Origin of the sequence: Halosegnis marinus, assembly GCF_029338355.1 — an archaeon.
Lineage (GTDB): Archaea > Halobacteriota > Halobacteria > Halobacteriales > Haloarculaceae > Halosegnis > Halosegnis marinus.
Genome location: NZ_CP119802.1, coordinates 2,565,162 through 2,576,681, shown reverse-complemented (window position 1 = coordinate 2,576,681; position 11,520 = coordinate 2,565,162). Strand labels below are relative to the sequence as shown.

Sequence of the window (11,520 nt, the reverse complement as noted above, 5' to 3'; positions counted from 1 at the left end):
CGGGGGGTACTTAAAAATACGTCAAATCGCGTAGCCGCCGCTCGGCGGCCGGCGTCGAAAAACGGGGGCGGGCTAGTGGTCCTCGTCCTCGTACGTCCACGCGGACGCGTCGAGGTCGTAGTCCACGAGCTCGTCCTCGTCGAAGAACAGCTCGATCTCGCGCTCGTTCGCGCCCTCGTCCTCGTGGTCCGAGCCGTGGATGACGTTGTGGCCGAGGTCGAGGCCGAAGTCGCCCCGGATCGTGCCGGGTGCGGACTCGGCGGGGTCGGTCTCGCCCATCATACGGCGGACCTGCCGGGTCGCGTCGGCGCCCTCCCAGACCATCGCGAAGACGGGCCCGGAGGTGATGAACTCGACGAGGCCGTCGAAGAACGGCTTCCCCTCGTGCTCGCCGTAGTGTTCGTGCGCCAGCTCCTCGTCGATGCGCATGAACTTCCCGGCGACGAGCTTCAGGCCGCGGTCCTCGAACCGGGAGACGATCTCGCCGATGAGGCCGCGCTGGACGCCGTCGGGCTTCACCATCACGAACGTCCGCTCGTCGTGGTGGCTCATTCCTCGTCGTCCTCCGTGTCGTCCTCGGACTCGTTCTCCGCGTCGGCCTCGTCGTCCTCGGACTCCTCACCCTCGTCGGCCTCGGCCTCCTCGGCGTCGTCCTCCTCGGGCTCCGTGGCTTCCTCGGCGTCGGTCTCCTCGGACTCGTCGTCCTCGTCGTCCGTCGCTTCGGCCGGCTCCTCCTCGGGCTCCTCGTCCGCCTCGACCTCGGCGGCCGGGCCGCCGCGGTTGCCGCCGGCCTCGGTCCACTCGAGGTCGCGGGCCTCGCGGCCCAGCTCGGAGTTCTTCTCGCACTTCGCGGAGCAGAAGTGGTGTGTGGTGCCGTCGTTCAGCACGAGCATCGTGCCCGTCCCGGGCTCGATGTCCGCGCCACAGAAGTCACATTCGCGTGTTCGGGGCATCACTGACCACCGATGGAGTCCGCCTCGCGGGCGGTTTCGCGCAGCTGGATGACGTCGCCGACCCGGACGGGGCCGAGACAGTTCCGCGTGATGATGCGGCCCTGGTTCTCGCCCTCCTGGATGCGGCACTTCACCTGCATCGCCTCGCCGTGCATCCCGGTCTTGCCGACGACCTCGATGACCTCGGCGGGCGTGGCGTCGTTCGCTTCCTCTTCTGCCGACATGGGTCTACTGGAGCTCCTCGATCTTCGAGGCGATGTCCTCGACGTCCGTGACGGCCTCGCCGGCGTCCGTGATGGCCGCGGCGGCGGAGCCGACCGAGAGGCCGGCCGCGTGGCCGATGTCGTCCTGCGTCTCGACGAAGACGTACGGGACCTCCTTCTCGCCGGCCAGCTCGGGGAGGTGCATCACGACCTCCTCGGGCGACACGTCCTCGGCGACGAAGACGAGCAGGGCGTTGCCTCGCTCGACGGCTTTGGTCGTCTCGTTCGTTCCCTTCTTCACCGTGCCGGTGTCCCGGGCGACCTCGAGCGCGGCGAGCGCGTCGTCTTCGAGGTCTGCGGGCACATCGTAGTCTACGTATACGGGCATATGTGTGGTCACCTCCGACACGTGGGCTCGCGCCCCCCCGCCTTCGACCCGAGCGGGTCTCGCGGCACAGTTCCCCGTACCGCGTGAATCCTGGGCTAGGGGCATCACAACCCCGTGTCGGCTGTACCCCGTCATACCGAGTCCCCACGTAAAAGCGTGTTTGAACGCGTCCGCCCGTGCGACACCCCACCACGGGTCGCTCAGGCGTCGTAGCGGTCGTGGACCGCGAAGAGGTACGCGACGACGAGCGCGCTCACGAGCAGGCCGAGCACGTCGAACGTGAGGAGATCCAACAGCGCCCCGAGTACGTTGACCACGAGCGTCCCGACCCAGCCCCAGTAGGCTATCGTCACCAGCCCGTAGGTGAACACCAGGCCGGCGACGAGCAGCAGCGACAGCCCGGCGGCGAGCGCGACGACGGCGGGGTCGTTCGCGCCCAACAGCCGGCCGACGAGCGGGAGGGCGAACAGGACGCCGATGACGTTCAACCCCGCGAGCAGCCAGATTCCGAGCGGCGGGCTCTTCCCGCCGGCGGACAGCGACGAGTACGACGAGTGCGTCCTGTTCGGACCCCGTGGCATCGTTCGGAGGGAATCGTTGTCCGGGTAAAAGCCTCGTGGCCTTACAGGTCGGCGTACTCGGCGTCGGCCACCTTCACCACCTGCTTGCCGAGGTTGACGCCCTCGAACAGCCCGAGGAAGGCGTCGGGGGCGTTCTCGAACCCCTCGACGACGTTCTCGCGGTAGCGGACCTCGTCCTCGCCGATCCAGCCCGCGAGCCGCGTGATGGCCTCGCGCCACTGCTCGGCGTCGTAGTCGCGCACGAGGACGCCCTCGACGCGGCCCCGGGTCTCGATGAGCTTCGCCAGCTTCCGCGGGCCGGTCGGCACCTCGGTCGCGTTGTACTGGGCTATCTGCCCGCAGACGACGACGCGACACCGGAGGGCGAGGAGGTCCCAGACGGCGTCGGTCACGTCGCCGCCGACGTTGTCGTAGTACACGTCGATGCCGTCGGTCTCCTCGCGGAGCCTGGCGTGTACGTCCTCCGTCTTGTAGTTGATCGCCGCGTCGAATCCCAGGTCGTCGGTGAGCCACTCCAGCTTCTCGTCCGCGCCGGCGATGCCGACCACGCGACAGCCGTTGAGCCGGGCGAGCTGGCCGACGACGCTGCCGACCGCGCCCGCGGCGGCGCTCACGACGACGGTGTCGCCGGGCCGCGGCTCGCCCACGTCGAGCAGGCCGTAGTAGCCCGTGACGCCCGGCATCCCGAGGATTCCGAGCGCCGTCGAGACGGGCGCGAGCGACGGGTCTACCCGCCGGAGGTCGTCGCCGTCGGCCACGGCGTGTTCCGCCCAGTAGAGCCCCTCGCCCTGCACCACGTCGCCCCGCTCGAAGCGCGGGTGGCGCGACTCGACGACCTCGCCGACGACGGCCGCGCGCATCGGGTCGCCCACGTCCCACGGCTCGGCGTAGCTCTCCGCGTCGCGCATCCGCCCGCGCATGTACGGGTCCACGGACTGGTACAGCGTCCGCACCACGACCTCGCGAGGGCCGGGGTCGTCCAGCTCGGCCGTCTCCAGCCGGAAGTTCTCCGCGCTCGGTTCGCCGACGGGTCGCGAGTCGAGGACCCACTGTCGTGTCTCCATGCCCGTCACACAGCCCCGCCCGTCTTCGGTGTTGCCCCCGCGACAGCTCGGACCTACGGGACCGAAAGCGGAATACGGCTCGCCGCCGCCCCAGTGGCATGAACGAGGCCGTCGCCGCTCTCGTCGCCGAGGCCCGCGCGACGAACGAGCGCCGGGCGCTCGTCGTCCACGGGGCGCGCGAGCGGTGCTACGCGGCCGCCCGGCGCGCCCTCGAAGCCGCCGGTATCGAGGGAACGGAGACCACCTGCGTCACGACGGGCGACATCGGCCCCGCCGAACACCTCCCGCCGCGGGCCTCGGGCGACCTGCTCGGGCGCACCCGCGAGGCCGTCGTCGTGGACTCCCACGACGAGACGCGGCCCAACGCCCTCGGACGGGCCGTGGGCGCGGTGGACGGCGGCGGCCTCCTCGTCGTCCTCGCGCCGCCGCTGGACGCGTGGCCCGACCGCCGCGACGACTTCGACGACCGGCTCGCCGTCCCGCCGTTCGACCGCGACGGCGTGACCGGGCGGTTCCGCCGGCGCCTCGTCCGTACGCTGCGCGAGCACCGCGGCGTGGCGATATACGACGCGGACGCCGAGACCTGGGAGGACGACGGGCTCACGGACCCCGCGCCGCGGCTCGCGGCCGGGGCGCCCGCGCTCCCCGACCCCGAGGACCGGGCCTTCCCCCGTGCCGCCTACGAAGCCTGCCTGACCGGCGACCAGCTCGACGCGGTGTGCGCGCTCGAACGGCTCCGCGACCCCGGGGCCGCCGTCGTCGTGGAGGCCGACCGGGGGCGCGGGAAGTCCGCCGCCGCCGGCCTCGCGGCGGGCGCGCTCGCCGCCGAGGGCCGCGACGTGCTCGTGACGGCGCCGCGCTACCGCAACGCCGCCGAGGTGTTCGACCGGGCCGCCGCCCTGCTCCGTGACCTCGACGCCCTCGACTCGCGGCCCGACGACACCCATCCCGTGCGCGCGACCGAGGGGGGGCGCGTCCGCTACGCGACCCCGCCCGCTGCGGTCACGGAGGCGGCGGACGCCGTCGTCGTGGACGAGGCCGCCGCGGTCCCCGTTCGCGTCCTGGAACGCCTCGCCGACGGCGGGACGCCGGTCGCGTTCGCCACGACCGTCCACGGCTACGAGGGCGCCGGCCGGGGCTTCGACGTGCGCTTCCGCGACCGCCTCGCCGAGGGCGACCGAACCGTCACGGAGGCCTCGCTCGCCGAGCCCATCCGGTACGCCGCGGGCGACCCCGTCGAGGTGTGGGCGTTCCGCGCCCTGCTGTTGGACGCCTCGCCGCCCGTGCCCGAACTCGTCGCCGACGCGACGCCCGACACGGTCCGGTACGAGGCGTTCGGCCCCGACGCCCTCGTCGCCGACCCGCACCTCCTCCGGGGAGCGTTCGGCCTGCTCGTCGCCGCGCACTACCGCACGGAGCCGGACGACCTCGCGCGCCTGCTCGACGCGCCGAACATCACCGTCCGCGCGCTCACCCACGACGGGCGCGTCGTCGCCGTCGCCCTGCTCGCGTGGGAGGGCGGCCTGCCCGAGTCCGTCCGCGAGGCGATGTACGACGGCGAAACCGTCCGCGGCAACATGCTCCCGGACGTGCTGACGGCCCAACTGCGCGACCGCGAGGCCGGCGCTCCCCGGGGGCTCCGGGTGGTCCGCATCGCCGTCCACGACGCCGTCCGGTCGCGCGGGCTCGGCTCCGCCCTGCTCGACGCCGTCGCCGCGGAGTTCGGGCCCGACGGGGAGCCCGCCCCGTGGCGGGACGGAGAGACCCCGGACCCGCTGACCGCGCGCCACGAGGCCACGGGCGAGCCGTTCGACTACCTCGGCGTCGGCTTCGGCGCGACCCCGCGCCTGCTCCGGTTCTGGCGGCGCGCGGGCTACCGGACGGTCCACCTCTCCACGACGCGCAACGACGCCTCCGGCGAGCACTCGGCGCTCATGGTCCGCCCGTTCACCGACGCCGGGGAGGCGCTGCTGGCGCGCAACGGCGCGTGGTTCCGCCGGCAGATACCGGCGCTGCTCTCGGACGCGCTGCGCGACTGCGACCCCGGCGTGGTCGTCGGGGCGCTCCGCGCGACGGAGGGCGAGTTCGCGCTCGACCTCGACGACCGGGAGTGGCGCGCCGTCGCGGCGGCCGCCTACGGGAGCGGCTACTTCGGCTCGGCGCCGCGCCCCTTCCGCCGGCTCGTCGCGCGCGGCGTCGCCGACGGCGTGGTCGACGGGGGGACGGCCCAGCTACTCGTCGCCCGCGCGCTGCAGGCCCGGCCGTTCGCCGCGCTCGCCGACGAGTTCGGCTACGTCTCCGAGCGCGCCTGCGTGAAGGGGTTCGTCGCGGCGCTCGACCCGCTCGTCGAGGCCTACGGGGGTGAGGCGGCCCGCGAGGAGGCGGCCCGCTACCGGTGATTCCCGGCATCGACCTCCTCGTCGCCGCCGCCCTCCTGCTGGCCGCCGTCGGCGTCGTCGGCAGCGTCGTCCCCGGCGTGCCGGGCGCGCTCGGGTCGCTCGCGGGACTCGGGTTCTACTGGTACGCGACCGGCTACGCCGACCCGGGCACGCTCGTGTTCGCCGTGTTGCTCCTCACCTGTCTGGTCGCGCTCGCCGCGGACGTGCTCGCCGGGCCGCTCGCGGCGAGGCTCGGCGGCGCGGAGGCCCGCACCAGCGTGCTCGCCGGGGTCGTCGGCTTCGCCCTGTTGTTCGTCGCCGGGCCGCTCGGCGTCGTCGCGGGCATCGCCGGAACGGTGTTCGCCGTCGAGTACCGCCGTCACGGCGACCCCGACCGGGCGTTGCGCGCGGCCGTCGCGACGACGGTCGGCGCGCTCGGCTCCATCGTCGTCCAGCTGCTCGCGACGCTCGCCGTCCTCGGGAGCCTGCTCGTCCTCGTGCTCCTCTAGTCCATCCCGATGGTGCCGGGCCGGAACTCGAAGCGTGCGCCCCCCGACTCGCTCCCCGTCACCGACACCTCCCAGCCGTGGGCCTCGGCGGCGGCCTTCACGATGGCGAGGCCGAACCCGGTTCCGTCCTCGCTCGTCGTGTAGCCGCCGGCGAACACCTCGTCGCGCTCGTCCTCGGGGATACCGGGCCCGTCGTCGGCGACGTAGAAGCCCCCGTCGTCGAGCGCGCCGACCGCGACCGTCACGTCCGCGCTCCCGTGGTCGATGCTGTTGCGGAAGAGGTTCTCCAGCAGGCGCTTCACGCGGGCCTCGCCGCCCGAGAGCGTCGCGTCGTCTCGCACGTCGAGGGTGGCGTCCGGGGCGTCGGTCGTCGCCCACGCCTCCGCGGCGAGGTCGGCGAGCGAGAGGGTCGCGGGGTCGGTGACCCGACCCCCGAGCCGGGCGGTGGCGAGCGCGTCGTCGATTATCTCGTCCATCCGGTCGAGCGCGGCGTCCACCCGGTCGAACGCGTCCTCGCTCCCGTCCTCGCGGGCAACGTCGAGGTAGCCGGTCGCCACGGAGAGGGGGTTCCGGAGGTCGTGGCTCACGACGCTGGCGAAGCGGTCGAGCCGCTCGTTCTCGCGGGCGCGCTCCCGCTGGCTCCGTTCCCGGTCGAGTTCGTAGCCGACCCACCGGGAGAGGAGGCGGACGAAGGTGCGGTCGAAGTCGGAGAACGTCGGCTCCTTCGCCTCGCTATCGCCGAAACAGACCGTCCCGTACGGCGACCCGTCCACGATGACCTTCCCGCCGATGTAGCAGGCCCAGCCCGTCGTCCCGTAGGCCGGGTCGTCGCCGTACCCCTCCGCGGGGGCGTTCTCTATCTCCACGAGGTCGGTGCTCTCGATGGTGCGCCGGCAGTAGGCATCCGAGAGCGGTATCGACCGGGGCAGCCCCCCCGTGTCGCCCGCCGCGACGAGCGTGTCCTGTCGCCCGTCGTGGATGTGGTTCAGCGCCCCCACCTGGACGCCGAGGTGGTTCCGGCCGTACTCCAGCAGCCGCTCGACCTTCTCGCGGAACGGCAGCCCGCTCGCGGACACCTCGTACAGTTCGCCCAGCGCGTCGAGGTCGCGTTCGAGTTCCGCCTCCAGCGTCCGCCGGTCGGTGATGTCGTAGTAGTGCTCGATGCGCCCGCCGGCGTACTCCCCGTCGGTCACCGGCTGGCTCCAGTACTGGAGCCACCGTTCCTCGCGACCCTCGCCGGCGAGCACGTGACACTCGAACTTCTCGATGCCCTCCTCGCCGAGCAGTCGCGCGGCCATCCCCTCGCCGTCCTCGATAGCGGGCGCGAGCGACCCCCGCACGACGTCGGCTTGCTCGCGGCCGACGAGCGCGTCGCGCTCCAGCCCGAAGTAGTCGGCCACGGCGCGGTTCGCCCAGGCGACACGGCCGTCGGCGTCGAGGACGAACGTCCCGACCGGGGACAGTTCGAATACCTCGTCGAGCCCCCGGGGGGCCGAACGGGCCGACACGTCGGTCGGCTCCCCGATGTCGAGCGCGGTCGCCAGCACGTTCGCGATGTTGCGGAGGAACGTCGCGTCCTCCGGCGAGAACGAGCGCAACTCGCGCGTGTGGACCAGCAGGACGCCCCACGGCTTCGTGCCGCGGCCGACCGGCACCCCCGCGCCGCTGACGATGCCCACGTCCCGGAGCGTCTCGTGGCCGGCGAAGCGCCCCTCGTCGGAGAGGTCGCGCAGGAACACCGCCTCGCCGCGCGACCGGATGTAGCCCGCCATCGTCTCCTCCGTCGCCGGGACGCCGTCGTCGTCGTCGGCCGCGGGCTGTTCGACGGCCGACCAGCCGACGTTCGCGCGCGGCACCAGCCGCTCGCCCCCGTCGTCGAGTTCGAGCAGGCTGACGAACGGCGCGTCGAGCGCCTCCGCGACCAACCCGACCGCGCGGTCGTACAGCTCCGGGGCCGGGGGGTTCGTCAGCGCCAGTTCGCCGAGCGTCGCGAGCGCGTGTTGCTGGTCGACCCGGGTCCGCAGCGTCGATTCGGCCCGGCGCTTCGACACCGCGTTGCGCACGCGGTTCGCGAGGACGGTGAACTGCTCCGTCCCCGTCTCCTTCTGGAGGTAGTCGGTGACGCCCGCCGAAATGGCCTCGCTGGCTATCTCCTCCGACCCCTTGCCCGTGAACAGCACGAAGGGGAGGTCGCCGTGTCGCTCCCGCACCTCGCGCAGCAGCGCCAGCCCGTCCGTGCCGGGCATCTCGTAGTCCGAGACGACACAGTCGACCCGCTCTCGGCCGAGTCGCGCGAGGGCCGCCTCGGGGTCCGTCTCGGTGACGACCTCGAAGCCGTCGTCACCCCGGCCCAGATACGTCGCCGAGAGCTCGGCGAAGTCGGGGTCGTCTTCGACGTGGAGGACGCGGAGGGCCTCGGTCATACTCGCCCCTCTCCCCCGCGACGGATATGTGTACCCCGTCGTGTCGGCCGCTTCACACCCGCTCGTCGGACATCGGGAACGTCCGGAGGTCGTCGTACAACACCGGCTCGGGCCGCTCCGTGAACCACCGCACCTCGGCTATCTCCCCCTCACGCGGCCGCGGCTCGCCCGAGTCGTGCCGGCCGTCGAACACCAGGATGGGCGAGACGAGCGCCGGCCGCTCCGGCGCGTGAGCGGGTCCATACGTCGCCGAGTCCGTGCGGCGGAAAAGACCCGTCGCCGACGGTGGGGCGCCTGCGGCCGCCTCGGGCGGTTCGGATAGGCTTAAACGCCGAGCGCGACACGACGGCACATGACCACTTCGAGCGCCCCCGGCAAGGTGTACCTGTTCGGGGAGCACGCCGTCGTCTACGGCGAGCCGGCGGTGCCGTGTGCCGTCTCGCGGCGCGCGCGCGTCACCGTCGAGCGCCGCGACGACGACCGCATCCGCGTGGACGCCGCGGACCTCTCGCTCGACGGCTTCACCGTCACCTACGGCGACGACCCCGGCGACGCGGACGTGGACGTGCCGGGCGACCTCGTGGCCGCGGCGACGGGCTACGTGGACGGCGCGGTGGCGCAGGCGCGCGACGCGGCCGGCGTGGAGGGCGTCGGCTTCGACGTGACCATCGAGTCGGACATCCCCCTCGGCGCGGGACTCGGCTCCTCGGCCGCCGTCGTCGTCGCCGGTATCGACGCCGCGACACGGGAACTCGGCGTCGACCTCTCCGCGGAGGAGCTGGCCGACCGCGCCTACCGCGTCGAACACGAGGTGCAGGAGGGGCAGGCCTCGCGGGCCGACACCTTCTGCTCGGCGATGGGCGGCGCGGTCCGGGTCGAGGGCGACGACTGTGACCGCATCGGGGACGCGCCGGAACTCCCCTTCGTCGTCGGCTACGACGGCGGCGCGGGCAACACGGGCGAACTCGTCGCGGGCGTCCGCGACCTGAAGGAGACGTACGGCTTCGCCGACGACACCGTGGCCGCCATCGGCGACCTCGTGCGACAGGGCGAGCGCGCCCTCCGTGACGGCGACGTGGGCGAACTCGGCGACCTGATGGACTTCAACCACGGCCTGCTCGCGGCGCTCGGCGTCTCGTCGCGCTCGCTGGAGGCGATGGTGTGGGCCGCGCGCGACGCCGGCGCGGCGGGGGCGAAGCTCACGGGCGCCGGCGGCGGCGGCTGTATCGTCGCGCTCGACGACACCGACGCGACGGAACGCGCGCTCGAATACACGCCCGGCTGCGAGTCGGCGTTCCGCGCCGAACTCGACACCGAGGGGGTCCGGCGTGAGTAGCCCCACGGTCCTCAAACTCGGCGGGAGCGTCGTCACGGACAAGGACGCGCCCGAGACGGTGGACGACGAACGATTGGCGGCGCTCGCCGACGCGGTCGCCGGTCACGACGGGCCGCTGGTCGTCGTCCACGGCGGCGGCTCCTTCGGCCACCACCACGCCAGCGCGCACGGCGTCTCGCGCACCGAGGGGTCGGGAGACCCCGCCGCGGCCCGCGGCATCGCCGGCGCGATGGAGGACCTCAACCGCGCCGTCGTCGGGGCGCTCGCCGACGCCGGCGCGCCCGCGGTTCCGGTCCACCCGTTCTCGCTCGCCGCTCGCGACGCGGACGGCGACCTCTCGCTCCCGGCGGGGAGCGTCGCGACGATGCTCGACGAGGGGTTCGTTCCCGTCCTCCACGGCGACGTCGTCGCCCACGCCGGCGAGGGCGTGACGATACTCTCGGGCGACGAACTCGTCGTCGCGCTCGCGGCGTCGCTCGGGGCGGAGCGGGTCGGTCTCTGCTCGGCGGTGCCGGGCGTGCTCGACGCCGACGGCGCGGTCGTCCCGCGCATCGGCGCGTTCGACGAGGTGGCCGACGCGCTCGGCGGGAGCGACTCGACGGACGTGACCGGCGGCATGGCCGCGAAGGTGCGGGAACTGCTCGCGCTCGACGCGCCGGCCTACGTGTTCGACGCCGACGCCGTCGCCGAGTTCCTCGCCGGCGGGGAGCCGGGAACCCGCATCGACTGACCGGCGAGCGGCGGGATTGAAGTCCGGCGCGCGACCACCCGTGCGTATGGTCCCCGAGGCGGTGATACGATGGTGAGTGTCGTCCCGCTCCTCGCCGGCGTACTGTTCCTCGCGGTCGGCGGCTACGGCGTCTATCGCGGCCGACGGATGCGCGCCGAGACCGCGCTGATGGAGGCGACGGAGACGACCGACGCGCTGGCCGTGACGCCCGGCCCCGTGGAACTCGTCGGTCGCGCGGAACCGACGGACGACGGCCCGCTCCCGGCCCCGTTCACCGACGAGGACGCGCTCGCCGCGTGGTGGGAGATAGAGGAGTGGGAGGAGTCGGGCAAACACTCCTCGTGGCGCACGGAGGGGACGGGTACCTACGCGACGGAGTTCGTGCTGGACGACGGCACCGACCGCGTCGTCGTCCGGCCCGACGGCGCGAACCTGGAGTTCGACCCCGACACCGCGTGGGTCCGGGAGATAGGCGTGGACGACCCGCTCCCCGAGCCGGTCGAGCGGTTCCTCGCGATGGACTCGACGCCGGGCGGGCCGCGCGAGGCGTTCATCAAGGCGCTCGACTGGGGCCAGCAGGTCGGCGACCGGAAGTACCGCCAGAAGCTGATTCGGCCGGGCGACGAGGTGTACGTGCTGGGCACGGCGACGCGGGTCGGCGCCGAGGAGTTCGGCGGCAACGACTTCGAGGTGGTCGCCGCCGCGGACGACGGCCACCGCGACGCCGAACGGTTCATCGTCTCGAACCGCTCGGAGGCCGAACTCGTGGACGCGCGCTCGAACGGGACGCTGTACCTCGCCGGCGGCGCACTCCTCGCGCTCGTCGGCGCGGCGCTGCTCGTCGCCGGCCTCGCTCCGGGCCTGCTCGCCGCGCTCTGAGGCGGTTTCGGCCCGCGACGCCCAACCCACGACACTTTTACGGTTGGGGAAGAAAGCGGCAGTTAACCGAGACGCG

The 11,520-nt window shown here is 73.2% G+C and carries 13 protein-coding genes; 5 read left to right on the top strand and 8 right to left on the bottom strand.

Features of this window, described 5'->3' with window-relative positions; all coding sequences use genetic code 11:
* Positions 1-72: 72 nt before the first annotated feature.
* The 6 genes from ndk to P2T37_RS14320 all read right to left on the bottom strand — a co-directional run bounded on the left by ndk (position 73) and on the right by P2T37_RS14320 (position 3,189).
* Positions 73-552, bottom strand: coding sequence for a nucleoside-diphosphate kinase (ndk, locus tag P2T37_RS14345; RefSeq protein ID WP_276234643.1), 480 nt, complete (start codon positions 550-552; stop codon positions 73-75).
* Complete coding sequence (locus P2T37_RS14340) at positions 549-953, bottom strand: 50S ribosomal protein L24e (protein WP_276234642.1); 405 nt, start codon at positions 951-953, stop codon at positions 549-551. The genes ndk and P2T37_RS14340 overlap by 4 nt, the downstream gene beginning before the upstream one ends.
* Positions 953-1,177 carry a 30S ribosomal protein S28e gene (locus tag P2T37_RS14335; RefSeq protein ID WP_276234641.1) on the bottom strand — a complete coding sequence of 75 codons (225 nt, stop codon included), beginning with the start codon at positions 1,175-1,177 and terminating at the stop codon, positions 953-955. Before P2T37_RS14335 ends, P2T37_RS14340 begins: the two co-directional genes overlap by 1 nt.
* 4 nt (positions 1,178-1,181) lie before the next feature.
* A complete protein-coding gene (gene rpl7ae, locus P2T37_RS14330) occupies positions 1,182-1,544 on the bottom strand; it encodes a 50S ribosomal protein L7Ae (protein ID WP_276234640.1) in 363 nt (120 codons plus the stop codon).
* A 200-nt stretch (positions 1,545-1,744) separates the two neighbouring features.
* Positions 1,745-2,125 (bottom strand): hypothetical protein, encoded by a 381-nt coding sequence (locus P2T37_RS14325; RefSeq protein ID WP_276234639.1) that lies wholly within the window; start codon positions 2,123-2,125, stop codon positions 1,745-1,747.
* A gap of 41 nt (positions 2,126-2,166) precedes the next feature.
* Positions 2,167-3,189: an NADP-dependent oxidoreductase gene (locus tag P2T37_RS14320; protein WP_276234638.1), complete on the bottom strand. Its 1,023-nt coding sequence runs from the start codon at positions 3,187-3,189 to the stop codon at positions 2,167-2,169.
* A 98-nt stretch (positions 3,190-3,287) separates the two neighbouring features.
* Between P2T37_RS14320 and tmcA the strand changes: the two genes are divergently transcribed.
* A complete protein-coding gene (gene tmcA / locus P2T37_RS14315) occupies positions 3,288-5,588 on the top strand; it encodes a tRNA(Met) cytidine acetyltransferase TmcA (protein WP_276234637.1) in 2,301 nt (766 codons plus the stop codon).
* On the top strand, positions 5,585-6,076 hold the full coding sequence (locus tag P2T37_RS14310) for a DUF456 family protein (protein WP_276234636.1): 492 nt from the start codon (positions 5,585-5,587) through the stop codon (positions 6,074-6,076). Before tmcA ends, P2T37_RS14310 begins: the two co-directional genes overlap by 4 nt.
* Here the strand turns inward: P2T37_RS14310 and P2T37_RS14305 are convergent.
* The gene (locus P2T37_RS14305; RefSeq protein ID WP_276234635.1) at positions 6,073-8,499 is read right to left on the bottom strand and encodes a response regulator; all 2,427 of its coding nucleotides are present in this window, start codon (positions 8,497-8,499) and stop codon (positions 6,073-6,075) included. The genes P2T37_RS14310 and P2T37_RS14305 overlap by 4 nt on opposite strands.
* A gap of 52 nt (positions 8,500-8,551) precedes the next feature.
* Positions 8,552-8,692, bottom strand: a complete 141-nt coding sequence (locus P2T37_RS14300; RefSeq protein ID WP_276234634.1) for a hypothetical protein — start codon at positions 8,690-8,692, stop codon at positions 8,552-8,554.
* A 159-nt stretch (positions 8,693-8,851) separates the two neighbouring features.
* On the opposite strand from P2T37_RS14300, the gene mvk reads away from it, so the two are divergent.
* The 3 genes from mvk to P2T37_RS14285 all read left to right on the top strand — a co-directional run bounded on the left by mvk (position 8,852) and on the right by P2T37_RS14285 (position 11,444).
* Positions 8,852-9,835: a mevalonate kinase gene (gene mvk / locus P2T37_RS14295; RefSeq protein ID WP_276234633.1), complete on the top strand. Its 984-nt coding sequence runs from the start codon at positions 8,852-8,854 to the stop codon at positions 9,833-9,835.
* Positions 9,828-10,565: an isopentenyl phosphate kinase gene (locus tag P2T37_RS14290; RefSeq protein WP_276234632.1), complete on the top strand. Its 738-nt coding sequence runs from the start codon at positions 9,828-9,830 to the stop codon at positions 10,563-10,565. The genes mvk and P2T37_RS14290 overlap by 8 nt, the downstream gene beginning before the upstream one ends.
* 69 nt (positions 10,566-10,634) lie before the next feature.
* Positions 10,635-11,444 (top strand): GIDE domain-containing protein, encoded by an 810-nt coding sequence (locus P2T37_RS14285; RefSeq protein WP_276234631.1) that lies wholly within the window; start codon positions 10,635-10,637, stop codon positions 11,442-11,444.
* Positions 11,445-11,520 lie beyond the last annotated feature (76 nt).

What these genes read in the sequence shown, in the direction of transcription:
- rpl7ae (WP_276234640.1), bottom strand. Translation starts at nt 1,544, where the DNA reads ATGCCCGTATACGTAGACTACGATGTGCCCGCAGACCTCGAAGACGAC.
- P2T37_RS14320 (WP_276234638.1), bottom strand. Translation starts at nt 3,189, where the DNA reads ATGGAGACACGACAGTGGGTCCTCGACTCGCGACCCGTCGGCGAACCG.
- P2T37_RS14335 (WP_276234641.1), bottom strand. Translation starts at nt 1,177, where the DNA reads ATGTCGGCAGAAGAGGAAGCGAACGACGCCACGCCCGCCGAGGTCATC.
- mvk (WP_276234633.1), top strand. Translation starts at nt 8,852, where the DNA reads ATGACCACTTCGAGCGCCCCCGGCAAGGTGTACCTGTTCGGGGAGCAC.
- P2T37_RS14340 (WP_276234642.1), bottom strand. Translation starts at nt 953, where the DNA reads ATGCCCCGAACACGCGAATGTGACTTCTGTGGCGCGGACATCGAGCCC.
- P2T37_RS14325 (WP_276234639.1), bottom strand. Translation starts at nt 2,125, where the DNA reads ATGCCACGGGGTCCGAACAGGACGCACTCGTCGTACTCGTCGCTGTCC.
- P2T37_RS14285 (WP_276234631.1), top strand. Translation starts at nt 10,635, where the DNA reads ATGGTGAGTGTCGTCCCGCTCCTCGCCGGCGTACTGTTCCTCGCGGTC.
- P2T37_RS14305 (WP_276234635.1), bottom strand. Translation starts at nt 8,499, where the DNA reads ATGACCGAGGCCCTCCGCGTCCTCCACGTCGAAGACGACCCCGACTTC.
- tmcA (WP_276234637.1), top strand. Translation starts at nt 3,288, where the DNA reads ATGAACGAGGCCGTCGCCGCTCTCGTCGCCGAGGCCCGCGCGACGAAC.
- ndk (WP_276234643.1), bottom strand. Translation starts at nt 552, where the DNA reads ATGAGCCACCACGACGAGCGGACGTTCGTGATGGTGAAGCCCGACGGC.